This is a genomic window from Streptomyces sp. NPDC041122 (genome assembly GCF_055592445.1).
In genome coordinates this window covers 428,313-452,954 of the sequence record NZ_JBVIYQ010000003.1, presented here as the reverse complement: position 1 = coordinate 452,954, position 24,642 = coordinate 428,313, and the positions used below count along the sequence as shown (strand labels likewise).

24 protein-coding genes are annotated in these 24,642 nt (G+C 72.6%); 11 read left to right on the top strand and 13 right to left on the bottom strand.

What is annotated here, in order from left to right:
• Positions 1-124 precede the first annotated feature (124 nt).
• Positions 125-1,507 carry an alkaline phosphatase gene (gene phoA, locus ACZ6B8_RS14365; RefSeq protein WP_471607401.1) on the top strand — a complete coding sequence of 461 codons (1,383 nt, stop codon included), beginning with the start codon at positions 125-127 and terminating at the stop codon, positions 1,505-1,507.
• A 134-nt stretch (positions 1,508-1,641) separates the two neighbouring features.
• Here the strand turns inward: phoA and ACZ6B8_RS14360 are convergent, their stop codons facing one another.
• The gene (locus ACZ6B8_RS14360) at positions 1,642-3,915 is read right to left on the bottom strand and encodes a TerD family protein (RefSeq protein ID WP_471086885.1); all 2,274 of its coding nucleotides are present in this window, start codon (positions 3,913-3,915) and stop codon (positions 1,642-1,644) included.
• Between the two features lie 289 nt (positions 3,916-4,204).
• Here ACZ6B8_RS14360 and ACZ6B8_RS14355 point away from each other — a divergent pair, with 289 nt between their 5' ends.
• Complete coding sequence (locus tag ACZ6B8_RS14355) at positions 4,205-6,064, top strand: bifunctional metallophosphatase/5'-nucleotidase (protein WP_471607400.1); 1,860 nt, start codon at positions 4,205-4,207, stop codon at positions 6,062-6,064.
• Between the two features lie 129 nt (positions 6,065-6,193).
• Here the strand turns inward: ACZ6B8_RS14355 and ACZ6B8_RS14350 are convergent, their stop codons facing one another.
• Positions 6,194-6,424, bottom strand: coding sequence for a hypothetical protein (locus ACZ6B8_RS14350; protein WP_471607399.1), 231 nt, complete (start codon positions 6,422-6,424; stop codon positions 6,194-6,196).
• Between the two features lie 199 nt (positions 6,425-6,623).
• On the opposite strand from ACZ6B8_RS14350, the gene ACZ6B8_RS14345 reads away from it, so the two are divergent.
• Positions 6,624-7,454, top strand: coding sequence for a DUF1838 domain-containing protein (locus ACZ6B8_RS14345; RefSeq protein WP_471086876.1), 831 nt, complete (start codon positions 6,624-6,626; stop codon positions 7,452-7,454).
• Between the two features lie 171 nt (positions 7,455-7,625).
• Positions 7,626-7,991, top strand: coding sequence for a PH domain-containing protein (locus ACZ6B8_RS14340; protein WP_361732807.1), 366 nt, complete (start codon positions 7,626-7,628; stop codon positions 7,989-7,991).
• 76 nt (positions 7,992-8,067) lie between these two features.
• Here the strand turns inward: ACZ6B8_RS14340 and ACZ6B8_RS14335 are convergent, their stop codons facing one another.
• A complete protein-coding gene (locus ACZ6B8_RS14335; protein ID WP_471607398.1) occupies positions 8,068-8,913 on the bottom strand; it encodes a hypothetical protein in 846 nt (281 codons plus the stop codon).
• Positions 8,914-9,020: 107 nt separating this feature from the next.
• Here ACZ6B8_RS14335 and ACZ6B8_RS14330 point away from each other — a divergent pair, with 107 nt between their 5' ends.
• The 4 genes from ACZ6B8_RS14330 to ACZ6B8_RS14315 all read left to right on the top strand — a co-directional run bounded on the left by ACZ6B8_RS14330 (position 9,021) and on the right by ACZ6B8_RS14315 (position 12,795).
• Positions 9,021-9,686, top strand: coding sequence for a TetR/AcrR family transcriptional regulator (locus ACZ6B8_RS14330; protein WP_471086869.1), 666 nt, complete (start codon positions 9,021-9,023; stop codon positions 9,684-9,686).
• 77 nt (positions 9,687-9,763) lie between these two features.
• Entirely contained in the window at positions 9,764-10,339 is a 576-nt protein-coding gene (locus tag ACZ6B8_RS14325) for a GNAT family N-acetyltransferase (RefSeq protein WP_471607397.1), read from the top strand.
• A gap of 132 nt (positions 10,340-10,471) precedes the next feature.
• Positions 10,472-11,716, top strand: a complete 1,245-nt coding sequence (locus tag ACZ6B8_RS14320) for an abortive phage infection protein (RefSeq protein WP_471607396.1) — start codon at positions 10,472-10,474, stop codon at positions 11,714-11,716.
• A 104-nt stretch (positions 11,717-11,820) separates the two neighbouring features.
• Entirely contained in the window at positions 11,821-12,795 is a 975-nt protein-coding gene (locus ACZ6B8_RS14315; protein WP_471607395.1) for an SGNH/GDSL hydrolase family protein, read from the top strand.
• Here ACZ6B8_RS14315 and ACZ6B8_RS14310 read toward each other — a convergent pair.
• Together ACZ6B8_RS14310 and ACZ6B8_RS14305 are read right to left on the bottom strand one after the other, a co-directional pair.
• Positions 12,776-13,060, bottom strand: coding sequence for a DUF397 domain-containing protein (locus tag ACZ6B8_RS14310; protein WP_471607394.1), 285 nt, complete (start codon positions 13,058-13,060; stop codon positions 12,776-12,778). The genes ACZ6B8_RS14315 and ACZ6B8_RS14310 overlap by 20 nt on opposite strands.
• Positions 13,020-13,868 carry a helix-turn-helix domain-containing protein gene (locus ACZ6B8_RS14305; RefSeq protein WP_471086854.1) on the bottom strand — a complete coding sequence of 283 codons (849 nt, stop codon included), beginning with the start codon at positions 13,866-13,868 and terminating at the stop codon, positions 13,020-13,022. Before ACZ6B8_RS14305 ends, ACZ6B8_RS14310 begins: the two co-directional genes overlap by 41 nt.
• A gap of 142 nt (positions 13,869-14,010) precedes the next feature.
• Here ACZ6B8_RS14305 and ACZ6B8_RS14300 point away from each other — a divergent pair, with 142 nt between their 5' ends.
• The 3 genes from ACZ6B8_RS14300 (at position 14,011) to ACZ6B8_RS14290 (ending at position 16,490) form a co-directional block, all read left to right on the top strand.
• A complete protein-coding gene (locus tag ACZ6B8_RS14300; protein ID WP_471086851.1) occupies positions 14,011-14,469 on the top strand; it encodes a DUF7144 family membrane protein in 459 nt (152 codons plus the stop codon).
• 32 nt (positions 14,470-14,501) lie between these two features.
• Positions 14,502-15,779, top strand: a complete 1,278-nt coding sequence (locus ACZ6B8_RS14295; protein WP_471607560.1) for an ion channel protein — start codon at positions 14,502-14,504, stop codon at positions 15,777-15,779.
• 330 nt (positions 15,780-16,109) lie between these two features.
• Positions 16,110-16,490 (top strand): hypothetical protein, encoded by a 381-nt coding sequence (locus ACZ6B8_RS14290; protein ID WP_471607393.1) that lies wholly within the window; start codon positions 16,110-16,112, stop codon positions 16,488-16,490.
• A 46-nt stretch (positions 16,491-16,536) separates the two neighbouring features.
• Here the strand turns inward: ACZ6B8_RS14290 and ACZ6B8_RS14285 are convergent, their stop codons facing one another.
• From ACZ6B8_RS14285 to ACZ6B8_RS14250, 8 genes are all read right to left on the bottom strand, one after another.
• The gene (locus ACZ6B8_RS14285; protein ID WP_471607392.1) at positions 16,537-17,661 is read right to left on the bottom strand and encodes a transaldolase family protein; all 1,125 of its coding nucleotides are present in this window, start codon (positions 17,659-17,661) and stop codon (positions 16,537-16,539) included.
• Between the two features lies 1 nt (position 17,662).
• Positions 17,663-18,673, bottom strand: coding sequence for a ketoacyl-ACP synthase III family protein (locus ACZ6B8_RS14280; protein ID WP_471088777.1), 1,011 nt, complete (start codon positions 18,671-18,673; stop codon positions 17,663-17,665).
• Positions 18,674-18,711: 38 nt separating this feature from the next.
• The gene (locus ACZ6B8_RS14275; RefSeq protein ID WP_471607391.1) at positions 18,712-19,818 is read right to left on the bottom strand and encodes a VOC family protein; all 1,107 of its coding nucleotides are present in this window, start codon (positions 19,816-19,818) and stop codon (positions 18,712-18,714) included.
• Between the two features lie 65 nt (positions 19,819-19,883).
• Positions 19,884-20,669 carry an SDR family oxidoreductase gene (locus ACZ6B8_RS14270; RefSeq protein ID WP_471088773.1) on the bottom strand — a complete coding sequence of 262 codons (786 nt, stop codon included), beginning with the start codon at positions 20,667-20,669 and terminating at the stop codon, positions 19,884-19,886.
• A 115-nt stretch (positions 20,670-20,784) separates the two neighbouring features.
• A complete protein-coding gene (locus ACZ6B8_RS14265) occupies positions 20,785-21,882 on the bottom strand; it encodes a zinc-dependent alcohol dehydrogenase (RefSeq protein WP_471088771.1) in 1,098 nt (365 codons plus the stop codon).
• Positions 21,883-21,898: 16 nt separating this feature from the next.
• Entirely contained in the window at positions 21,899-22,354 is a 456-nt protein-coding gene (locus tag ACZ6B8_RS14260) for a pirin family protein (protein WP_471088769.1), read from the bottom strand.
• Complete coding sequence (locus ACZ6B8_RS14255) at positions 22,351-23,178, bottom strand: cupin domain-containing protein (RefSeq protein ID WP_471088767.1); 828 nt, start codon at positions 23,176-23,178, stop codon at positions 22,351-22,353. The genes ACZ6B8_RS14260 and ACZ6B8_RS14255 overlap by 4 nt, the downstream gene beginning before the upstream one ends.
• The gene (locus ACZ6B8_RS14250; RefSeq protein WP_471088765.1) at positions 23,171-24,472 is read right to left on the bottom strand and encodes a sedoheptulose 7-phosphate cyclase; all 1,302 of its coding nucleotides are present in this window, start codon (positions 24,470-24,472) and stop codon (positions 23,171-23,173) included. The genes ACZ6B8_RS14255 and ACZ6B8_RS14250 overlap by 8 nt, the downstream gene beginning before the upstream one ends.
• Positions 24,473-24,642 lie beyond the last annotated feature (170 nt).

The following is a 24,642-nucleotide window of genomic DNA, read 5'->3' as shown; positions in this document are numbered from 1 at the left end:
GTCACGTCGCCCCCGCGCCACCAACAAGGCACCGGCACGTCCCGTCCGGTTCATGTGGTGCTGGTGAGGTGGCCGGACCGTACCGGGGGAAGCCCCGTACCGAGACATCCCCTAGGAGTTCCGCATGGCCGGACCGCGTCTGTCCCGTCGTCGCCTGACCGTCGCCGCATCCGTGGTCGCCGCCACCGCCGTGGCGGTGACCGTCACCGCCTCCGCCGGGGCCTCCGACACCAGGGACCAGGCCCGGCGGGCCATCCAGGGCGGCAAGGCGAAGAACGTCATCCTGCTCATCGGTGACGGCATGGGCGACTCCGAGATCACCCTCGCCCGGGACTACACGGTGGGCGCGAACGGCCGGCTCAACATGGACAAGTTCCCGCTGACCGGCGCGTACACGACGTACGCCGTGCACAAGGACGGCACGCCCGACTACGTCACCGACTCCGCCGCCTCCGGCTCCGGCTGGGCCACCGGCGTGAAGACCGTCAACGGGCGCATATCGAAGACGCCGGGCAGCGACAAGGCCGTACCGACGATCCTCGAACTCGCGCAGAAGAAGGGGTACGCGACCGGGTCCGTCACCACCGCCGAGCTCACGGACGCCACCCCCGCCGTCCTCGCCTCGCACGCCACCGACCGCAGCTGCCAGGGCCCGGCCGACATGGCCAAGTGCCCGACGGACACCATCGCCAAGGGCGGGCCGGGGTCCATCGCCGAGCAGAGCGTCGACCACAAGGTCGACGTGCTCCTCGGCGGCGGCAAGCAGCGCTTCGACCAGAAGGTCACCGACGGCAAGTACAAGGGCCTCACGGTCACGCAGCAGGCCCAGCGCCTCGGGTACCAAGTCGTCACCAACGAGCGGGAGTTGGGCGCCGTCAAGAGCGTCAACGGCGGCAAGCCCGTCCTCGGGCTCTTCGCGCCCGGCAACGTGCCCGTCGAGTGGACCGGCAAGGCCGCGGCCAAGGGCGGCACCGAGCCGCAGCGCTGCACGACCTCCAACCCGGGCCGCCCGGCCGGCACGCCCGCCCTGCAGGACCAGGCGAGCAAGGCCATCAAGCTGCTCGAGGCCAAGCAGAAGGCGACGAAGAGCAAGCGGGGCTTCTTCCTGCAGATCGAGGGCGCGTCGATCGACAAGCAGGACCACGCCGCCGACCCGTGCGGTCAGATCGGTGAGACGGCGGCGTTCGACCGCGCGGTGAAGGTGGCCCGCGCCTACGCGGCCAAGCACCACGACACGCTGGTCGTGACCACCGCGGACCACGCGCACACCAGCCAGATCGTGCCGCTGGAGGCGCAGCCGCCCGGCCTCTCCTCCACGCTCGTCACCGACGAGGGCCAGCAGCTGAAGGTCAACTACTCGACGAACACGCCGGGCGCCTCGCAGGAGCACACCGGCACGCAGGTCCGGATCGCGGCGCAGGGCCCGCAGGCGTACCGCGTCCTCGGCGTCACCAACCAGACCGACCTGTTCGGGACGGTGCGGGAGGCGCTGGGGCTGCGCCGCTGAGCTGACCGCGGTGGCGGTGGCGGGCGTGAGGTGTCAGGCCCGCCACCGCGGTAGCCGCGCCGGTCAGTTCTGGTGCACCGGCCGGACGGCGGCGGGATCGCAGTGGTCCGGGCCGGCCGGCTCCTTCGTTCACCTCACTCGCTGAGCGCCAGACCGGCATCCGGTGAGGCGCCCTCCGCCCCTTGCCCGACGAGGGCCTGACGCGGCAGCCGCCTCGCCGACCCCGGCCCCGGCGCCGTTCCCCCTCCCGGTGCGGGCGGGCGCGGGATGGACCGTTCCAGCGGTGCCGCCACCGTCGCGTGGAAGCGGTGCACGGCGTCGTCGACGCTGCGGATGAAGCCCGACTCGGCGTTGCCGCGGCTGCTGCCCATGCCCTTGAAGAGGGAGAGCCGGAATCCGGTGATCTCCACGCCTGCCTTCGGCAGCAGGTCCGCGGGCTCCGGACGCAGCCGCTCCAACGTGCCACGGGGTCCGCCCGCTTCGCCCTCCACCAGCGTCTCGATGTGGAGGTCGGCGGGCGCGTCCGCGAGGGTCCGGATGAGGCGCTTGACGCGGGTCAGGGGATAGCCGTTCTCGGGCGCGGGGATGTCGATGGACGTCCGGAGCTTGCCCGTGCGCAGGTCGGCGGTGACGGCAAGGACGCCGGGCGTGCCCTCGACGCGCAGCTCCGCCAGCAGTCTGCCCTCGCGGCAGAGCTGGTCCGCGCGGGCGGACCGGCGGGCGGCGGGGTCGGTGCCGCGCTTGTACCGCTGGACCGGCAACACCTTCTGCCCGAGTTCACCGCCGAGCCGGAGGCAGACCTGGCGGATGAGACGCTCCCAGCTCTTCACCACCTCCAGGGCGCGGGAGTCCCCCTGGCACAGGGTCTCGTCGTCGATACCGTTGCGCACCGGGACCCAGGCGGCCCCCATGTTCTGGAAGCCGTGGCAGCCGGAGTTCTCGTGCTGGAGGTAGTGCAGCAACTCCTGGAGCAGCCAGGCGTGCGCGATGTTGCCGACGCCCTCGTGCCGGATCAACATCTGGGCCTGATACGTCACTTCGGCCCAGGACAGGTGCCACAGGGCGACCGTGTGCTTGCGCCGGCCGTCGACCTTCACGTCGACCAGCGGGGTGCCTTCCAGGGCGACGTCGTTCGAGAGCGTGATCACGGCCTCGTAGCCCCGGCGTGCGGCGATGTCCATGTACGCCTGCACCTGGTCGGCCCGCAGGGCGTTGCCGTTGGTCTTGGTCTCGACGAGCGCCGTCCACAACTTGCCGGCCCGCTCCACACGGATCACGCCGTCGGGCCGGCGCGGGGTGTCGCCGTGCGGCAGCGAGACCTCGGTGTACGTCTCCATGCGGCCCGCCGGTGCCCCGAACGCGGCGGTGAGTCTCCTGCCGAACTCCGGGATCTGCGCCATCACCGACAACAGCACGGAAGTGGCGCGCATTTCGCGGTCGTGGTCGCTCTTGAGGGCGGAGACCGGGAAGAGCCTGGACTCCTTCCAGGCGTCGTTCTCCGCCAGGGACTTCTTGGCCGCCTTCGGCAGGGTGACCTTCCGCTTCGCGGTGCGGGGGCGGGGTGTGGCCTTCTTCGGTGCCTCGGTCGGCACGGCGGTCGAGGCGGGGGGCGGTGCGTCGGTCGGCGCGTTCGTCGGGGCCGGGTTCGGTTCGAGGGCCGGGTTTGGTTCGAGGGCCGGTTCCGGGCGGCTGCCGCCTCCAAGGCCGGCTTCCTGAGCAGCCCGGGGCGGCAGGGTCTGGGGGACGTTCGCCTGGGCCGCGATCGCCTGGGCCGGGGCCGCTTCGGTGGCGGCTTCCTGAGGGAGGGCTTCCGTGGCGACGGCCGCTTGCGGGCCCGGCTCCGCCGGCGGGTCCGCCTCCGCGTCGTCGTCGATGTCCACACCGAAGTCCGTGGCCAGGGCCGCCAGGCCCGCCTCGTACCCCTGGCCGACGGCCCGGAACTTCCACTCCTCGCCGCGCCGGTACAGCTCGCCGAAGATGAACGCGCCGACCGCTCCCGTCTCGTCGATGCCGAAGCGGAGCAGTCCCTCGCCGGCGCTGTCGGCCAGCGTGAGCTGCAGATCGTCCAGTTCCCCGAAGTGGGCACCGTCGTACCGGCTCGCCGCGACCACGATCCGGGCGACGCCCTGCGGGATCGCGGTCAGGTCGAAGCTGATCCGGTCCCTGTCGCCGCTCCCGGTCGGCGTCTTGCCCAGGAGCTGGACGCCGCCGTCGGCGGCCACCGGGTTGTTGTAGAAGCAGAAGTCGGCGTCGCTCCGCACCCTGCCGTCGGCGCCCAGCAGCAGCACCGACACGTCCGCGTCGCCCTCGCCCGTCGGGCTGGTCCAGTCAAGGCTCACGATCACGGCGTCGGAGTTCTCGCTCAGCGTCGCGAGTCCTACGTTGCCGCCCTTGGTCAACTCGTACACACGCCCACCCCCATCAGGCGCGCGTCGCACACTCGTCGCCCACCCCGGACCGCGCGCCGGACACATCTTGCGATGCCTCTTGTGATGTACGGCACACCGCCGTACATCGGAACTGTAGTACCGGATGAGTACGTCCTGTGGGCGTCCACCGGAAATGCCGGGGGCATAAGGGCGGGAGATAGGGCAGGGCGGGGCCACGCACCCCGCCCCGAGCGCCCATGGAGTGACAATCGGACTACCGCTGGCGTGTCCGGCGTCCATACGATACGTAACTTTATAACTTCCGAGCGTGACTGAATTCGCGCACCGCACTTCCGCTCGCTCCGCCTGTCTCTTCAAACGTGTCGTCCTCGGCTGTGCCGCTCTCGCGCTGGGGATCGTCCTGCTCGTGCCCAGCCTCGGGGCTCCCGCGGAAGCGTCCGCCTCCGCGCGGGCGGTGAAGCCGGCCGCCGCGGCCGCTCCCGCGCCGCACGGTTCCCGGGGCGGCGTGCCCGTGCAGCTCATCGCGCTCAATGATCTGCACGGCAATCTCGACCCCGTGGAGGGAGCCGCCGGGCGCGTGCTGCGGGGCGGCGGCGGGGGGAGCGGTGGTGGCGGGGCCAGGGGGAGCGGGGTGCAGGCCGGTGGGGTGCCGCAGCTCGCCACCCTCGTGGAGAAGGCCCGGCGCGGGCAGCCGAACTCGCTCACCGTGGCCGCCGGCGACATGATCGGGGGCAGTCCCCTGCTGTCCGCGCTCTTCCACGACGAACCCACCGTCGAGGCGCTCGAACAGCTCGGGCTCGGCGTCAGCTCCGTCGGGAACCACGAGTTCGACGAGGGGGCCCGGGAGTTGGAGCGCATGGCGGGCGGCGGCTGTCACCCCGAGGACGGGTGTGCGCCCGGCGGCGGGTACAACGGCGCGGACTTCCCGTATCTCGCCGCGAACGTGACCCGTAAGGGCAGCAGTGAGCCGCTGCTGCGGCCGTACGACGTGAAGCGGCTGCCCGGCGGGCAGCGGATCGGGTTCATCGGTCTCGTCACCAAGGACGCGCCCGCGGCGGTCAACGCCTCGCAGATCCGCGACCTGGAGTTCCGGGACGAACTGCCCGTCGTGGAGCGGTACTCGAAGGAACTGACGCGGATGGGTGTCAGGGCGCAGGTGCTGCTCGTCCACGAGGGCGAGGCCGCGCACGGCGTCGCCGGGCGGGGTGACTGCGACACCGGCGGGCCCGCGGCCAAGCTGCGCGGCCGCATCAAGGGGATCGCGCAGCAGGCGCCGGGCGCGGTGGACCTCGTCGTCAGCGGCCACTCGCACGACTCATACGCATGCACGGTCAACGACCCGGAGGGGAAGCCGCGTTCGGTGACGCAGGCCGACTCCTTCGGGCGGTCCTTCACCGACCTCCGCTTCCGGCTCGACGGCAGCGGGGACGTCATCCGCGGGACGGTCGCCGCGAGGAACCGTGTCGTGCCGGTCAGCACCCCGAAGCATCCCGGGATGGCCGACCTCGTCGAGACCTGGCGCAAGCGGTCCGCCACGGTCGCCGACCGGACCGTCGGCTATATCTCCGGCGACCTGCCGGGCCGCGGCTCGCCGAAGAAGGAGACCCCGCTCGGCAGCCTCCTCGCCGACGCCCAGACGGAGGCGACCGGCGACAAGGGCGCCGACCTCGCCCTGCTCAATCCGGGCGGCATGCGCGCCGACCTCACGCGCCGGGGCGACGGCGCGGTGACGTACGCGGACGCGTACCGCACCCAGCCGTTCTCGACCTCGCTGACGACGATGACCCTCACCGGTGCGCAGCTGATCGCCGTTCTGAAGGAGCAGTTCACCGGCGCCAACGCCGACGATCCGCTGTATCTACAGCTGTCCTCGGGGCTCCGGTACTCCGTCGACATGAGCCGTTCCGGTGGCGCCCGGCTGCTGACGGACACGGTCCGGGTGAAGGGGGAGCCGGTCCGGGCCGGGGGGACGTACCGGGTGACCGCGAACGACTTCCTCGCGAGCGGGGGCAACGGCTTCGGCACGTTCAAGAAGGGGACCGAGCGGGAGGGCGGGGGCGTCACCGATCTGGACGTGCTCGTCCGCTACCTGGAGAAGCACTCCGGCCCCGACTCCCCCGCCCGTACGCCGGCCACCGGGCGGATCACCTTCCTCAAGGGGCGGTGAGGGGGGGGCCGTAAGGGGCGGTGCCGGGGCCCGTAAGGGGCGGTGCGGGGGGTCCCGTAAGGGGCAGTGCGGGGTCGGGTCGCCGGCCGCCGCCTGGCTCGCCGCCCAGCCAGCCGCCCGGCTCGCCGCCTAGCTCCCACCACCGCCGTCGCCGCCGCCGTCGCCGAGGCTGCTGCCGCTGCTGTAGCGGCTGTTGCCGCGGCGGCTCGCCTTGCTCATGGCCGCGACCACGTCCGCGGAGGCGATCGTCGCCTTCGCGACGCCGTGCACCCAGCGCGGGCCGCCCCGCGAGGCCCACAGCACCGCGGCCAGGCCCACCGCCGCGAGTGCCGCCACGATGCCGAGCAGCACGATCATCATCGGCCCTGCCCCTTTTCCGTCCCGTTTCCCGTGAGCATGCGTTCCTTCCTCTGACAGAGGGGATCGCGCCGGGCACGGTTCCGCGCGGGACGGCACCGCGCGGGACGGCACCGCGGCCGGCCGGGCCTTTCGGACACGCCCGGGTCCGGGTGCCCGGTTGTCCGTCCATCGGGCGCGCGCGTCCCGCAGAGTACGGGGCATGACCTCACCCATACCGGAACCGGCCGCACCCCAGACCCCCGCCGCCCAGGCCCCCGCCGCCCGGACCCCCGCCTCCCCCGGCCCCTCCCCCGCGCAGTCCCTCCGCGACCTGGCCCGCACCCGGGGCTCGCTCGACGGTGCCGACGTCACCTACTGGTGGACCGGCAGCGTGTACTCATGGGCGCCCGACGAGCCCTACCAGCGGCTGTTCGGGTTCGAGGGGCTCAACGTCTCCCGGCTCGTCCAGCACGCCGAGGACGGGCCCGACGCGTACCGGCTCCTCAGCCGGGAGGCCGCCTTCTATCTCGACCCCGACAGCGGCGGGATCCTGGAGACCTGGCAGGGGCTGCCGGTCGTCCACGTGTGGAACGATCCGGCCAACCAGCGGTGGCGCCCGTTCCCCGTCCCGACGACCGACCTCGGTGACCAGGTCTGCTTCAGCATGGAGATCCCGCTCGCCTACCCGTCGCCGTTGCCGGTGGCCCAATACCCGCTCAACTCCGCCGGCGACACGTACAAGGCCCTGGAGCTCTTCCAGTTCTTCGTCGACCGTGCCGATCTCGCGGGGCCGGCGCCGAGCGTCCCGGCCACCATGTCGTGGACACGCATGTCCCCCTGGCTGCCCTGGATGGAGCGGGGGCAGCGGCCCGGTGGTCTCACGTACCACTGCCGGGGGCGCAAGCTCGGCTCGTACGGCGAGGTGCCCGCCCGCACCCGCGCCCATGTCGCCCGTCACCACCCGGAGTTCGCGCGCGCCCCTGAGGAGTGGAGCGAGCCGAACGAGACCAGCTGGACGTACTTCCGCAAGCTCCACCCGCCCCGCGGTTAGGGCGCGCGGCCGTGCCACTCGCACGGGCCTTCGATCTTCTCCGCCCGCCCCGATCGCCCGCCCCGATACAGTGGCAAGATCCCGCACTTCACCGCATCACCCCACTCACCCGTCATACGGGCACCCGTCGTGCGGGGCGGGTCCGGGGTGGCGATCACAGGGGGGCCTGCCATGGCACTGTTCGGAAACGCGCACACCGTCGACCCGATGAAGGCGCAGAGCGAGTACGCGCGTCTGCTCGGGCACGGCGAGCAGGTGCACGCCGCGTACACGCTGATACGCGACACGATGCTCTTCACCGACCGTCGGCTGATCATGGTCGACAAGCAGGGCATCACCGGCAAGAAGGTCGAGTACCACTCGATCCCCTACCGCAGCATCACGCACTTCGCGGTGGAGACGGCCGGGCACTTCGACCTCGACGCGGAGCTGAAGATCTGGATCTCCAGCAACCCGACGCCGATGCAGAAGACCTTCACCAAGGGCGTCGACATCTACGAGGTCCAGGCGATCCTGACCCAGTTCGTGGCCCGATAGCCCACCGCGCCGCGGCGCATGGTGTGACCCACCGCGCCGCGGCACACCTCCCCGGGGGGGGGCGGGTTCCGTGGGTTCAGCAGCCCGACGTCGTACGGGGGCGACCCTCCGCCGAGTCCGAGCCCGAGTCCGAGTCCGAGTCCGAGCCCGAGCCCGACCCCGCTCCCCGCCGCGTCCCCGACTCCGCGCGCCTGCGCCACACCGCCCACGCCCCGGCCCCCAGCGCGAACCCGTACGCCGCCACCAGCCCGTGGCCGTTCTCCTGCGTGAACCACATCGCGAGGCCCAGGACCGGGACCGCCGCCGCGAGGAGCCGGTCCGCCACCGCGCTGCCCGCCCCAGCGCTCTCCGGCGCCGCCCCGCCCTTCGACGACGTGAGCGTCCGGATCAGCAGGGCCGCCGCCAGCGTCGCGCCCAGGAAGTACGTCGCGCCCGAACTGCCCGCGAAATTGCGGGGATCCGTGCTCGTGCCGCCGCCGATGCCCAGCAGGTCGTCGATCCGCTCCGGCAGGAGGATGCCGGCCAGGAAGAACAGCAGCGTCGGGCCGCCGCCCCAGTACCAGTGCGCCAGCGCCGCCACGACCGCGAGCGTCGCGATGTTCCAGAGCGCGCCCCCGACCCCGCCGTTCTGCATGAAGACCGACGTGAACACCCGCCACCAGCCGCTCTCGGACGGGTCGGCGTCCAGCGCCTGCATCGCCCCCGGCCAGCTCAGCTGGAGCAGCACGCCCGCCACGGCAAGACCGCCCAGGACGGCCGCGGCCCACGGGAACGGGCGCCCCCGCAGCACGTCCAGGCCCGACGCACGGGTCCCGGCGCCCGCACCCGCCCCTGCCGCCGCCGGCTCCATCAGCGCGCGCCCGCACTTGGCCATCAGCACCATCAACGCCGCGGTCGTCACGCTGAACAACAGTCCGCCCATGTCCCCCGAACCAGCCTTTCCAACAGTGTTCGAAACCGGTCGATGCCGAGGCTAGCACCGGCGGACGCATTTTCAAACAGTGTTTGAAACGCTGTTACGGTGGAGGCATGAAGCTCACCAAGGAGCGGATCGTCGACGCAGGCATGGCCACGTTCGCCGAGACCGGGTACCACGGGCTTTCGATGCGCCAGGTGGCCGACCGGCTCGGGGCTCACGCGGGCAGCCTCTACTACCACGTGCGCGGCAAGGACGAGCTGCTGGCGCTGATGGCCGACCGCGTCTGCCGGCACGCGTACGACGCCGCCGGCGCCGCCCTCGCCGCCCTCCCGCCCGACGCGGCCTGGCAGGACCGGATCGAGGCGCAGGCCACCGAGTTGCGCCGGAGCCTCCTGCGGCATCCGGGCGGCGCCCTGCTCCTCGCCGACAGCCCCGGCACGCTCAGCACCGGCGCCCTCTCCCTGATGGAGCGGCTCCTGGCGACCCTCGTCGGCGCGGGCGTCCCCGTCGCCGACGCGGGTGTCGCGGCCGACGCCCTCCTCAGCCATGTCACCGGGTTCGTCCTCCAGGAGCGGCCGGAGGAACGGGGCGCGGAGGGCGGGGAGTCCCGGGCCGCCGCGCCACCGCCCGTCACCGCCGAGCTCTACGCCGACCTGTGCGCCCGCTTCCCGCTCGTCATGGAGCAGATGCCCCGGCTCGGCCAGGACGAGAAGTTCCGGCGCAGTGTGCGGCTGCTGTGCACGGCGTTCGAGACGCTCGCGGCGGACGTCCCGTGAGCTGTGGGAGCCGTATCACGCGGGGAGTTCGCCCCACCTCGTTGCGGCGGGGGCCTCTCGCGGACCAGCATGGCGTCATGGAGCGGCCACGGCAGATCATCGACTGCGGAGACTTCGTCCTGCGCCGCTGGCGGGGGCAGAGCGACTTCGCTCCGGCGCTCAAGCTGATCGACGAGTCGGTGGAGCACCTGCGCCCCTGGGAGACATGGGTCACCGGGCACAGCGCGGAGAGCACCCGCGGGTTCCTCGCGGCGTCCGGGGCGAAGTGGACGAGCGGTGATGTGTACAACTACGCCATCGCCGGGGGCGACGCTCTCCTCGGCATGTGCCAGGCCTATCGCGGAGCCGATCCCCGATGCCGCTGCCTGGGGTACTGGTTGCACCCCGCCGCCACCGGCCGGGGCACGGCCACCCGGGCGACGGCGGCCCTGGTCGCCGAGATGTTCACGCTGCCGGACGTCGAGTACCTGGAGATCACGCACGACCTGGCGAACACGTCGAGCGCCGCGATACCGCGCCGGCTGGGCTTCACCGAGGTCCGCCGCGAACAGGGAACACCGCCCGCGGCTCCCTCCGGCAGCGGCGTCGTCGTGGTCTGGCGGCTGCGACGTCCCGCCCCGCCCGAGGACGCCCCCAGCCGTCGGCCTGCCTGACCTAAGTCGCCTTTCCCGTACGGGGTTCAGCCCCTCGGACCCGGACGGGCGACCAAAGGACGATGAACCCGTCCCCCTCCCCTCCCCATGCTGGTCGTCGTACGCGACAGACGACGGACGGGAGACAGCGGCATGCGGCACGACGGCAGCGGCAAGGTCAGCGGCATCAGCAGGGGACGGTTTCTGGCGGGGGCCCTCGGGGTCGCCGGGGCCGCGGGCGGTCTCGGCGCGGCCGGGGCGCTGAGCGGCCTCGGCGCCTCCGAAGCCGCCGCCGCGCCCCGCCCCGGCTCCGGTACCCGCCCCGGGTCCGCGTCCGCCCCCGGCCCCCGGCACCCCGGCCCCCGGCACCCCGGCCCCCGGCACCGCGGCCTCACGCACCGAGGCGTCTGCTACGAAGTCGGTGACGGCGAGTCCACCGCCACCCGCTGGACCGCCCCCCGCATGCGCGCCGACATCCGCGCCATCCGGCACGACCTGCACGCGAACACCGTCTCGGTCTTCGGCACCGGTGTGCGCCGGCTCGCCGCCACCGCGTCCGAGGCCGCCGAACGCGGCCTGCGCGTCTGGCTCCAGCCCCGCCTCGCCGACGCCCCGCACCGCGACATCCTCGACCACATCGCGGAGACCGGCCGGCACGCCGAGCGGCTGCGGCGCCAGGGCGCGGACGTCCACCTCAGCGTCGGCGCGGAGTTCGTGCTGTTCGTCCCCGGGATCGCGCCCGGCGACAACGCCCTGGAGCGCGTCGAGAACCTCCTCAAGGGCAACTTCGACCCCGAGAAGATGGTCCGCCGCCTGCACGACTTCATCGCCCGCGCCGCCCGAACCGGCCGCTCCGTCTTCCACGGACCCCTCACCTACGGCGCCGCGCAGGACGACGACGTCGACTGGTCCCTCTTCGACGTCGTCAGCGTCAACTACTACGGCTACCACCGCAGTCGGGCCGCGTACGTCGAGGAGCTCACGCCGTACCTGCGGTGGGGCAAGCCCGTCGCCGTCACCGAATGCGGCTCCTGCACGTACGAGAACGCGCCCCGCGACGGCGGCATGGGCTGGCACGAAGCCGTCGACTACACCAAGGAACCCCCGGAGATCACCGGCGGCCTCCGGCGCAGCGAGCGGACCCAGGCCGCGTATCTCCTGGACCTCTTCGACGTCTTCGAGTCCATGAACCTGCACGCCGCCCTCGTCTACCAGTTCGTCACGCCGGACGCCCCGCACCGGCCGGACGACCCGCGCCACGACCTCGACCTCGCGAGCTACAGCCTCACCAAGACGCTCTGGAAGCGGCCCGGCGACCCGGCGGCCGGCTGGCACTGGGAGCCCAAGGAGTCCTACCGCGCGCTGTCCCGCCACTTCGAACGCGCCGCCCGGCACTGACCCCACCTGCCCGGACCCCCACTTGGCGGGCGGATGCCTTCCGTCCACCCCGCCCGTGTGTTTGCCTGGGGGCCATTTCGGCTGTCTGGGGCGGGAGTTGCCGTATGCGGGCACGGTATCCGTGGGTCGTGGGCGTGCTGGCCGGTGTGCTGCTGCTCGGCGCGTGCGGGGATCCCGGGGGCGGGGGCGGTGACGGCGGCGGACAGCCCGCCGCGCTGCCGGAGGCCCCGTCCGGCGCGGCCCGGGACGCGGACTCCGCCTCTCCCTCTCCGCGTGCCTCCGCGCCGCCGCCGTCCGCCACGACCCGGCAGCGCGCCGCGCGGAACCCGTCCGCCGAACCCCCCAAGGTGCTGTACCTCGGCGACTCCCTCGCCATGGAGAACCAGGACGTCCTCGGCGACCGCCTCCGCGACCGCCTCGGCGCGCGCTACCGCAGCGCGCCCTACTCGGGCACCACCCTCTGCGACTACCTCGACGGCACCGGCGAGGACTCCCTCGTCCCCGACAAGGACAAGGCCGCCGCGCTCGTCCGCGCGGAACACCCCGACTACGTGGTCCTCCAGTTCTGGGGCAACGCGTGGGGCTACACGCCCTGCATGGACGGCATCACCTACGACAAACAACGCGCCAAGTACTACGACCGGTACGCGGCCGACGCGCGGAGGCTGGTCGCCCAGATCCACGCCGCGGGGAACGCGGGGGGCGCGGGGCGTCCGCGTGTGGTGTGGGTCCTCCAGGGGCCCGATCCCATCACGCCCGACCGCGTACGCGGCGTCAACGACCTCTACGAGGCGCAGGCCGACGCCACCGGCGACCTCGTCGCCGACGCGGGGCGGTCCGTCGCCCCCGCGTCCGGCCGCTACACATGGGTCGAGACGCTCCCCTGCACGGCGTACGAGCGCGCCCACCCCGCGTACTGCGGCTCGGGCCGCGCGGCCCTGCACCGGAGCGGCGACGACTACCTGCACTTCTGTCTGGCGCCCACCACGGCCAAGTCCCGCCCCTGCCCGGTGCGTTCGCCGGGCATCCGGCGGATGGCCTCGGCTATCGCCGCACGGATCAGTGCAGATCTCCGCTGACGGTGGCGGCCACGAAGTGGGTGAAGGCGGCGGCCTTCACGGTGAGGGCGGGACCTTCGGGGTTCTTGCTGTCCCGGATCGCGACGTTTCCGTTGCACTGGGCTTGGGCGAACTCGATGCATTCGCTGCCGGTGTCCCCGCTGTACGACGACTTGCGCCACTTCGTGCCGTTGAGGGGGGCGCACTCGATGCAGTCGCCGCCTGTGTTGCCGCTGTACGACGACTTACGCCACCGCGCGTTGGGCAGATCCTGACTGGTCGCCATAATTCTCCTCCATTACGCGGCTGATCAGCTCCGCCGACTTCCCTTCCGGGAGGGCGGCGGCCTGCAAGTTAGCGTAACGGCGGGCGGCTTCGCGGACTGTTTCGGGGTTAGCGGTCATGTGGCCGGAGATCATGTCTTCCGTATAGACGAGCTCGGGATCTGCCTCGAAGCGCAGCAGGTTGAACGAACCGATGAGGCTGGCGTGTTCACCGGCCTCATAAGGCAGGACCTGAACACTCGTCCAGCGCCTGTCGATGAAGTTCAGCAGATGAGCGAGTTGGTCTCGCATGACATCCCGACCTCCGATCGGACGGTGGAGTACCGCCTCGTCGAGGATCACCAACGACAGTGGCGGGCGATCTCGCTCCAGGAGCCGCTGGCGTTCCATTCGGGCTGCGACCAGGTCGTCGAGCTTGCTCGGCATACCCGTACTCAGCACGGCACGTGCGTACTCCTCGGTCTGCAACAGGCCGTACACCAACTGGGCCTGATACGTGGAGATGTACGTCGCCCGCGCCTCCATCTCCGCGTACGCCTGGAACCAGTGCGGCAACTGGCTCCGCAGCACCAAGCCCGCGAGCCGCGAAAAGTGGCCGTCCGTGCCGAGGGCCGCGTCGACCCGTTCCGAGAAGTCCCGCGTCGGGACCCGTTTCGTCGTCTCGACCTGGCCGACCAGGGACGCCGTCACGAAGACGCAGGAGCCCAACTGGCCCTGGCTGAGGCCCGCCGCCTCGCGCAGGCGGCGCAGTTCGGAGCCGTAGTAGTCCAACGGGGACGCCGTGGGATCGAGGTCGCGCGGTTTGACCATGTAGCTCAGCGTAATCAATTCATCGCGCGCGGGTGACCGGAATCACGTAACCCGTGTAACCCGTTCGGCCCCGCCCCGCTCGCCGCCGTCCGCGGCCCGCCGGACGCTGTGAGTCTCTGACGTCGAGACCGAAGGGGTGGCCATGAGCAGCGCGACCGCACCCGGCACACCGGAGCACGGGAAGCACGAGCGTCACCACCACCACGGGACGCGGGCCGAGAGCCCCTGGGCGGCCGGCGGCACGATGTTCGCCGGTGTCCTGATGCTGGTGAACGGCATCCTCGGCATCTTCGAGGGCATCGCGGGCATCGCCAAGGACGACGTCTACGAGCGCATCGGCGACTACGTCTACAAGTTCAACCTCACCACGTGGGGCTGGATCCACCTGGTGCTCGGCATCCTCGTGGCCGTCGTGGGCTGGGGGATCCTCAAGGGTGCGAGCTGGGCGAAGGGAAGCGGCGTCGCGCTCGCGGCGCTGGCCATCGTGGCGCAGTTCCTGTGGCTGCCGTACACGCCGGTGTGGGCGCTCATCTCGATCGCCATCGGCGTCTTCGTCATCTGGGCGCTGTGCAACGACCGTTCCGACATCGCAGGGCCCTGAGCGCGAGCGCACGCGCGCGGGCCGGGGCAGCTCTGCGGAGGCTGCCCCCGCAGGCCCGCGCGCTGGTTCCGCTGATCGTCCCGGCCCTGCTCGTCGGGGTCGGGGCGAGCCTTTTGCTGCTCGCGCTGAGCTGGGTCGCCGAGCGGATCCAGATCACGTTGTGGGAGCGGCTGCCGGACGCGCTGGGGGTGTCCGGGACGTCGGCGGGGTGGATCTTCGGCACGCTCACCGTGGTGGGCGTCGTCGTCGGGGTCGTGGTGTGGGCGGTGCCGGGACACGCGGGGCCCGACCCCTCGACGACCGGGCTCATCGATCCGCCGTTGCCGGTGCGGGTGCTGCCCGGTCTGGCGCTCGCCGTGGTCATCGGCCTCGCGGGCGGAGTGAGTCTCGGTCCGGAGAACCCGATCACGGCCATCAACATCGCGCTCGCCTACACGCTCGGGATGCGGGCGATGCCCCGTACGAACGCGGTCCTGTGGGTGTCGCTCGCGGCGGCCGGGACGGTGGGCGCGCTCTTCGGCACGCCGGTCGCGGCGGCGCTCATCCTCTCCGAGGTCAGCATGGGCGACGATCCGCGGCCGCTGTGGGACCGGTTGTTCGCGCCGCTGGTGGCGGCGGGGGCGGGGTCGCTGACCACGGTGCTGGTCGCGCATCCGACGTTCCGCATCGACGTGCCGCCCTATCCGGGGGTGCGGATGATCGACGTGGTGTCGGCGCTGGTGATCAGTTCGGGGGCGGCGGCGGTGGGGCTGGCGGCGGTGTACGCCTTCCCGTTCCTCCACCGGGCGTTCCGGCAGCTCGGGCAGCTCGGGGGGCCGGTGGTCATGGTGGGGGTGGGCGGGCTCGTACTGGGGGCGCTGGGGGCGCTCGGGGGGCAACTGACGCTGTTCAAGGGCCTGGACGAGATGAAGGAGCTGACCGAGCACGCGGACGAGCACGGGGCGGGGAACCTGTTGCTGCTGGCGGTGGTGAAGCTCGTCGCGCTGGTCGTCGCGGGGACGTGCGGGTTCCGGGGCGGGCGGATCTTTCCGGCGGTCTTCGTGGGGGTGGCGCTCGGGATGTTCGCGCACGCGGTGGTGGGGGCGGTGCCGGTTTCTCTTGCGATCACTTGTGCGGTGCTGGGGGTGCTGCTCGCCACGACGCGGCAGGGGTGGCTGAGTCTGTTCACGGCGGCGGTGGTGGTGAGCGATCTGGCGTTGCTGCCGGTGCTGTGTGTGGCGGCGTTGCCGGCGTGGCTGGTGGTGACGGGGCGGCGGGAGATGTTGGTACGGGTGGGCTTGGGCCCGGCACCCCTCCGGGGCGAGGATTGATGTGAGCGGCGGGTGTTGTTGTGGTCGCTCGCGCCGTTCCCCGCGCCCCTTAAAGGGCTCGTTGTCGGGTGCGGGTGTCGATGGGGTTGCTCGCGCCGTTCCCCGCGCCCCTTAAAGGGCTCGTTGTCGGGTGCGGGTGTTGATGGGTTGCTCGCGCCGTTCCCCGCGCCCCTTAAGGGGCGCGTTGTCGGGTGGGGGGTTGGGCGTCAAGTCGGTGTCTTGTGGGTGGGGTTGGTGGCTGTGGGATTTGGCTTGATCTTGTCTCCGCGCCGGTGAAAGAGTGGTGCCGTATCTCGCTCCCCGCAGGTTTCGCAGACAGGAACATTTGTCATGAGCACTCTCGGGCTCGCCGGAAAGTCATCCGTCGCCGTCGCACTGGCCTGCGCAGCCACACTGTTGGTGCCGGCCACTCCGGCCGCCGCCTCGGACTGGGACCGGAGCTGTTACAGCATCTCGGCCCCCTACAAGGGCATCAGCGAGATCATCGGCAAGGCCGGCAAGACCCGCAGCGGCTGCACGGATGCCACCATCTCCCTGCAGCGTCACCGCTGGTACGGCTGGGAGGAAGTGAAGTGGACCGCGCTTGAGAGCGGCACCAAGATGGCGTGGTGGACCTGCACGGGTTCCGGCACCTACACCTACAAGACCGTCGTGGGCGTCGACTCCAACCTCGGCACCTACGAAAGCGCCGAACGTCGGCTGACCTGCTAGGACGCTCCTCCCGAGCTGAGCTTCGAGGCGGGGCTGAAGCACCCCGTCAGGCGGGGGTCAGCGGGCGGTGCGGTTCGGGGGTGAGCGGCGTCGGGCGGTGGGGGCGTGCCGTCGGGCGGTGCGGGGGCAGGAGCGCGCCCTCGCGGGGGTCCGTGGTCCGCGCGGTGTCCGTCGGCTCCGTCGGCTCCGTGGCCAGGGACTCCACTCCTATGCCGAACCAGTCCAGGTACGCCAGCGTCCGCTCCGCGTCGGCATAGTGGCGCCACACCCGGTCGCCGCTCACCGTGCCGGACTCGGCCAGCACCCGCGCCGCCGCCGGGGTCATCGACGTCGCCGTCCCCCGTGTCACCAGTTCCTGCACGGCGTGCGCCGCGCGGGCCGGGGTGGTGCCGGCCGTCACCCACAGCGGCTTCGGCTCCGGGACACCGGCGGCGGCCAGCGCTCCCCACCGCGCCGAGGAGAACGTCATCTCGTGCGTACGGTGCGCGAGGCGGGCGCACGCCAGACCGGCCCGGCCCCGGAGCGCCTTCGCCTCGTCGGAGCCGATGAGGTCGAGACGGGCGTCGACGTGCCGTTCCAGGGCGTTGACGTCGAAGGAGATGAGGGACGGCGTGCGGGCGGGAGCGGCGTGCGGCCGGTCGAGGGCCGCGAGCAGGGCGGTCGCCACCTGCCCGTACTGGAGCGGCGAGCGCACCCCCGACACCTCCACGGCGGTGCCCAGCGCGATCAGGGCCCGCAGCGTCGCCGCGTCGGCCGCCCCCGCGGGAACGCGGACGAGAAGGTTGGGGCGCGCGACCTCGTCCCGCAGCGTGCGGGCCCGCGCGGCCCAGGAACCGGCACCGGGTCCCGTCGCCGTCCGTTCGGGCAGCGCGACCGAGACCAGGCCCTTGGCTCCCCCGCTCGCGCGGTGCAGCGGGAGAAGCTGGTCGCAGGCCTGTCTGATCTCGTCCACGGACGCACTGCCCATGCGGGCCCCCGCCGGCACGCCCTGCGCGAGCGCGCGCCGGACCTCGCGCGCGGCGCCCCCGGGGGTCGCCGAGACGTCGATCCACACGTCGACGCCCTCCGCCCGCAGTCGCTTCCAGGCGTGATTCACCGCTGCCTCCCCGTACCCGTACTGCCCGTATCCGTCCTCGTACCGCCGTGCGCCGCCGCGCATCCGTGCCCCCACGTCAGACCCTCTCCAGGACCGCGCAGGTCCAGCTGAAGCCCGCTCCCACCCCGACGAGCAGCACCCGGTCGCCGCCGCGGAGCGTGCCGTCCGCCAGGAGCCTGGCCACTCCGGCCGCCTGGTCACCCGCGCCCAAATGGCCCACCGTCAGGCCGAGTTCCTGCAACGTCACCTCGGGCTCGATGCCGAGCGGGGCCAGGCACTGGAGGCGGGAGAGCCGGGCCCCGAAGAAGGGCACGACGACGGCCGCCATGTCGTGGATGTCGCCGCCGGCCTCCGCGAGGCAGTTCTTGACGGCGGACATCATGCCGCTCTCGTTGCGCGTCGTGATCTCCTCCTGGGAGAGCCCGCGCAGGAAGCCCTTCTTGCGGGCCACCAGGTCGAGCGGGCCCGCCCCGTTCGCGCTGTCGAGGAACGGCTCGTCCCCTCGGTGCAGCCCCTCCAGCATCGGCTGCGAGAAGGACGACGTGGCCACGAGGCGCAGCGGGCCCGGCGTGCGGGAGAGCACGACGGCCGTGCCCGCGTCGCCGAACGCGAGGCCCCGGTCGGTGCTCCAGCGCGGGAAGGCCGGACCGGCGAACCGGTCGCCCGTGGTGACCAGGGCGGCCCCGGTGGCGGGGATCGCCGTGAGGCGCGCCGCCGCGTTCTCCAGGGCGCTCATCCCGCCGTTGGACATCTGGCGCAGCTCGTACGCCACACAGTCGCCGTGGCCGAGCACCTGGTCCTGCACGTACGCCGCCGTGTTCCAGAACTCCAGGCCCTGGTACCAGCAGTCGGCGTGGATCAGCAGTCCCACGTCCCGCGCGTCCCTGCCGCTCGCGGCGAGCGCCGTGCGGCCCGCGGCGACGGCGAGTTCGGGCCCGCTGCGCCCGGCGCTCACCGACACCGAGCGCTGTGCGCTCCGCTCGATCTCCGCCGCGGGCAGCAGGCCCGCGGCCACCGCCTCCCGCGCACTGTGCAGCTCCCCGAACTCGGCGGCCGCGCTCGCCACGTAGATGTCGTCCCAGCGCACTCCCCCACCCCTTCCTGATTCCTTGTCCGCGCTGCCGGTCAGCGGTTGGTCCACCGCGGGCTCGGCCCGAACCTGCGGGCCGCCGTGTACCGCTCGTACGGCATGCCGGGCGGCATGTTGAGCACCTCCAGCTGGAAGCCGCCCACGCCGCGGAAGTACACCCAGCGGTCGCCGTGGATCGGGCCGCCGTCCTCGATCAGCTGGGGGTCGCCGAGCACCTCGGCCCCTTCCGTGCCGTGCAGCCAGGCGGCGGCGCGCTCGACGTCGTCGACGAAGAACGCGAGGTGGTGGCCGCCCACGTCGCTGTTGCGGGGGCGCTCGGTGCGGCGGCCCGCGGCCTCGAAGGCGCTGAGCTCGACCGTGGTGACCGGGCCGAGCCGGATCGCCGCGGTGTCCTTGCGGAACGGTCCGTCCACCGCGTACTGGCCGCGCGCCGTCGCGGCGTCCACCGACTCGCTGGAGCGGTAGGCGAGTTCGCCGCCCATCGGGCCGGTGAAGAAGGCGACGGCCTCGTCGAGGTCGGCCACCGAGTAGCCGACGTGGCCGATGCCGAGGGCGCCGGGCAGGCCGCGCTCCCACTCCCCGTCGGGGCGGTAGACGCGCGCGGCGGTGTCCCGCTCGTAGGGCAACTCGGCGGCGAGCTGGCGCAGTTCGATGCGCATGCCCCAGTTGGTGAGGAGGTGGATCCAGCGGTTGCCGGCCGTCGGGCCGCTCCGGTCCGTGCGGGGCTCGCCCAGGACGCGGACGTGCGGGGAGCGGGCGGCCTTGGCGAGCGCCGCGTCCAGGTCGCGCACGTGGATGCCGATGTGGTGGCCGCCGACGTCGGTGAACTCCGGTGCGTCCCGGCGCTGTTCGGGCGCGGTGTACTGGAAGAGCTCCAGGTTGCTGTCCGGGCCGAGCCGCAGCATCGCGATGTGCGCGCCGGCGCGCGGGTGGACGCCGAGCTGGCGCGCCATCCAGTCGCTGTCCGGCTCCTCGACCGGACCGAGCCGGTAGAGGACGTCGGCGCCGAGCACCGTGGTGCAGAAGTCCACGGCCACGTCCAGGTCCGCGACGGTGTAGGCGTAGTGGTCGACGTTGCGGGCGGTGGGGATGGACGGGGCGGTCGTGGTGTCCGCGGTGGCCGTCGGGGCGGTGGGTGACATGACTCTGCTCCAGGGTTGCGGGGTGCACCCGGGGTGCACGCGGGGAGGGGCGGAGGGGGCCGGGATCAGACCGTGCCGGCGTGGGCCGCGTTGGCGACCGCGGCGGACAGCGCCATGCCGCCGTCGATCAGGGTGGAGGTGCCCGTGGTGTAGGCGGCGGCGGGCGACGCCAGGTAGGCGACCAGGGCGGCGACCTCGTCGGGGCGGCCGGGGCGGCCCGCGGGGATGGCGGGGCGGGCGATCTCGGCGGCGTCCAGGCCGGCCGGGACGTTGTTCATCGGGGTGGCGGTCTCGCCGGGCGCCACCGCGTTGACGGTGATGCCGTGCGCGGCCAGGTCCAGCGCCATCGCCTTGGTCAGCGCGCCCAGACCGCCCTTGGCGGCGCAGTACGTGCTGCCCTCCCCGATCGGGATGTGCTCGTGGATGCTGGTGATGTTGATGATGCGACCGCCGCGGCCCTGCGCGATCATCCGCTCGGCGGCGACCTGGCTCAGCCGGAACGGGCTGGTCAGGTTGACGTCGAGGATGCGCCGCCAGTCCTCCAGGGTCTCCTCGACGACCGTCGCGCGCCGGTTCAGGCCCGCGTTGTTGACCAGCACGTCGATGCCGCCGAAGGCGTCGACGCAGTCCCGCAGGGCCTCGCCCGCGGCGGCCGGATCGGTCAGGTCGAGCCCGAGCGTCCCGGCCCGCACGCCGTGCCGCGCGGCGAGGCCGTCGGCGATCTCCTTGGCGGCGTCGGCCTGCCGCCCGTAGCCGACGACGACGTCGCAGCCGGCCGCGGCGAGCGCCTCGGCCACGGCGGCGCCGATACCCGAACTGGCGCCGGTGACAACGGCGATGGGGCGATTCATGAGGGGGCCCTTTCTGGTGGGACCGGGGAGGTCGGTGGGGTGAACGGGGGGGAGGTGGTGGGCGCCCCTGACGCCGGGGGAGGGGGTGTCAGGGGCGGGGCCGACCACCTCCTTCTCAGGGGCGAGGGGTCAGTGACAGGGCCACCTTGGGTGCGGCCCGACGCCCCCTCTCGAGGAGTTCGAAGGCCTGGTCGACGTCGGAGAGCTCGAAGACGTCGGCGATCATGCCCTTGGCCGACAGGACGCCCTCGGCGAAGAGCCGCAGCGCCCGCTCGTAGTAGTCCAGGCCGTGCCGTACGCCGGTCATCGTCACCCCGCGCAGCACCAGCTCGGAGGCGTCGACGGCGGGCAGCGGGTCGCTCGGCACGCCGACCGCGGCGATGCGGCCGCCGACGTCCGCCACCCGCAGCGCCTCCAGGAGCGCCGGCACCGCGCCGGACGCCTCGATGACGACGTCGTACTCGCCGTCGCGCGCCTCACCCGGCAGGAAGGCGTGTTCCGCCCCCATCCGCAGCGCGGCGCCGATGCCCGCGTCGTCGATCCCGACCACGTCGACCGTGCCGGCGACCCGGCGGGCCATCTGCACGGCGAGCAGGCCCATGGTGCCGGTGCCGAAGACGAGGACGCGCTCGCCGGGGAAGACCCCGACCTTGTCGAGCGCCGCGAGCACCGTGACCGCGGGTTCCGCGAGGGCCGCGGCGAAGTCGTCGACGCCCGGCGGGACCTTGGTCAGGGACTGGGCGGGGAGCCGGATGAACTCCGCCGCCGCGCCCTGCTGTCCGTAGAGGCCGACCTCCTTCAGCTGCGAGCACTCGTTGCGGTGGCCGCGCTGGCAGGCCCGGCAGCCCCCGCAGGACAGCATGGTCTGCCCGACGACCCGGTCGCCGATCTGCAACTGCCGTGAGTACTGGCAGTTCCCGGCGATCGCCACCACACGTCCGACCCACTCGTGGCCGAACACGTGGGGCATCGTGGCCCTGCCGTCCCGCACGTAACTGGCGGTGCCGTGCAGGAGTTCCAGGTCGGTGCCGCAGATGCCGACCGTCGTGGGGGCCACCAGGACGTAGCCGAGCTCGGGGCCCGGTATCTCCACCTCCACGCGGCCGACCTTGTTGGTGTCCATGATCGCCGCGGCGCTCATGGAGCCGTTCGGCCAGCGGCCGCACAGCAGGTCGTCCGTGGGTGGCAGCACCTTTTCGTGGTGTTCAGCCAACGTAACCGCTCCTCGGTCAGCGCCCGTCGTCGGTCGGCGGGCGGAAAATCGGGGTCTGCTCGCGCACGGGCAACTCCGGTACGCGCACCGGGAGCCGGGAGCTGACATCGGCCGGCAGCACGCGTACGGCGAGGAGTTCGAGCCCCTCGTCGCCCGCGGTCACCCGCACCGCGGCACGGGACGCGACGAGCAGCGCGCCGCCCGCGACCAGCGCGTTCCCGTCGGCGGCCCCGGCGGTGTCCGTGTGCACCGACGCGGATCCGGCGACCGCGTAGAGGGCGGCCTCCGTGCCGTGGGCCGGCTCGTGCGTCCAGCCGGCGCCGGGGCCGAGACGGATCTGCTCGAAGGACTCGGTCTCGCCGTGCAACATGCCGCGGCGGGCGAGGCAGCGCCAGGTGCGGCCGTCGTCACCGCTCTCGGGGGCGGTGGAGCGCAGCAGCCGGGAGGGCGCCGAGGGTCCGCTGACGATCACTGCGCCGGCTCCGGCGACGGGACGGCGACCTCCGCGTGGAAGAGCTCCAGGCCGTGCTCGCGGTCTGCGCCGATGCGGGCGCGGGTGCCCAGGGGCAGCGTCACGGCCGTGCCCGGGCGGAGCTCCGCGGTGTCGCTGCCGTTCTCGACCCAGCCGGTGCCGGAGAGCACGAACACCATGTGCTCGCGGCCCTCGGCCGCCAGTTCGACGGTGCCGGAGGCGTCGACCGTCTCCAGGGCCAGCGTGCGCAACGGCCCGGTGAAGACGCCGGCGGGGGAGACGGAGCGCTCGGCTCGTAGGTCGTGAAGGCGTGCGGTGGGCACCGGGGGCTCCTCCTTGGCGGAAGCGGGCGCGGGGACGGGGGCGGGGGTGGAGACGGGGGCGGTCGCGCCGAGCGCCGCGCTGAAGCGGGGCGAGCGCATCTCGATGACCAGCCAGGCCAGATCGCTGTCGCCGGTGTTGCGCAGGCCGTGGACGGTGCCGAGGCCGGTGAGGAGCAGCGTGCCGGGCGCGATCGGGTGGGCGGTGCCGTCCAGGTAGATCTCGCCGGTCCCGGAGAGGATGAAGTAGATCTCCTCGGTCCGGGTGTGCCGGTGCTCGCCGCTGACGCCGCCCGGCGGTACGCACGCCCACTCGACGGCCTCCCAGCCGCCGCGCAGGTCCGCGCCGGAGGCGAGCGCCTTCCAGCGGGTCACGCCGGTGGTGCCGTGCACGCCGTGGATGTGGGCGGGGCCGCTGACGTCGCCGACGATCACCTCACCGCCGAGGGTGCGGACGGCGGGGGCCTGCGCAACGGGAGCCGGGGCGTACGCCGTCTCAGACATGCTGCCCCTCCACGAGGTCACGCCCGCGTCCCGCGATCCGCAACTCGGCCACCGCGTCCAGGAGTTCCTGCTCGGTGACGTCGTTGACGAAGGTGACGTCGCCGATGCCGACGGGGAGCGGGAGGCGCTGTTGGCCGTTGCGGTGGCGGACCGTGTCGAGCAGGGCGGCCGTCAGGAGTTCCGGCCGGTCCAGCAGGTCGTCCCAGACGGGCAGTTCGAGGGCGCGCATCACGTCGTGGACGCGCCGGGCGTCGGCGTCGCCGATCAGTCCGCGGCGCCGGGCGAGGACGGTGGTGAGCGCCATGTCGACGCAGACCGCCTCGCCGTGCAGCAGCGCCGGCAGGGCGCTCATCTCGACGGTCGGGCTGAAGGTGTGCCCGTAGTCGACCGAGCGCTCCAGCTTGGCCTCCCACAGGTTGGGCTGGAGCTCTTCGAGCATGCCCTGGATGGCGCGGCGCACGACCTCGCGGGCGGCGTCCTCGCCCGCCTCGCTCTCGCCCTGGAACTTCTCGTTCAGCAGCTGCGGACCGTACTGCTCCAGGACGTCGAAGAGGCGCGCGTCCTTGATCAGGGCGATCTTGAGGATCTCCGCCATGCCGTTGCCGATGTGGCGCCGGTCGAGCGTGGCGAGGAAGGTGCGGTCGAGGAGGGTGAGGTCGGCGGGGAAGTAGGTGCCGAGCCGGTTCTTGTGCCCGTTGAAGTTGACCCCGGTCTTGGCGCCCACGCCCGCGTCGACCAGGCCGATCAGGGTGGTGGGGACGCGGATGAAGGGGGTGCCGCGGCGGTAGAGGCTGCTCGCCAGGCCGACGATGTCCATGAGGACGCCGCCGCCGATGACGATGAGGGGCTCCCTGCGCCGGTCCACGCCGAAGGCGTCGAGCTCCTCGACGATGCGCGCCGCGGTCTCGAAGCTCTTGACGGTCTCGTCGGCGGGGACGACACAGATGACGTGCTCGACGTCGTGGTAGTCGAAGTAGGCGCGGATACGGTTGCCGTGCAGCAGGTCGACGTCGGAGTCGAGCACCACGAACCGGCGCAGCCGCTTGCCGGGGGCCGCGGCCGGCTCCAGCAGGTCCGTGCGCTCGAAGTCGAACAGGCCGTCGGCGACGCGCACTTCGTAGCTGACGGGCTTGGCGGTACGGACCACCCACGCGTCGACGCGCTCGCTGTAGGCGTACAGCCCCGCGCCGGCCTGAGCCGCCGCTGCGTCACCGACGGAGCCGGCCACCCCGTACTCGGCGGCCTGGGCGCGCTCGCTGGGACGGCCCAGAAGTGCCGAATTGTTCCCGGACACGGATCACCTCAACTGGTTCGGAGAGAGCCTCTCGGTTGTGGAGAGCGACTTAATCTATGCATTCTCAAGCATTCAACTGCAAGGGCGTCCGGCCATTTCCGGGACTTGGCGAAGTAGGAACGCATGGGCCGCGCGGCCGGGAGCTGAGAACCGAACGACTGCTACGTTCT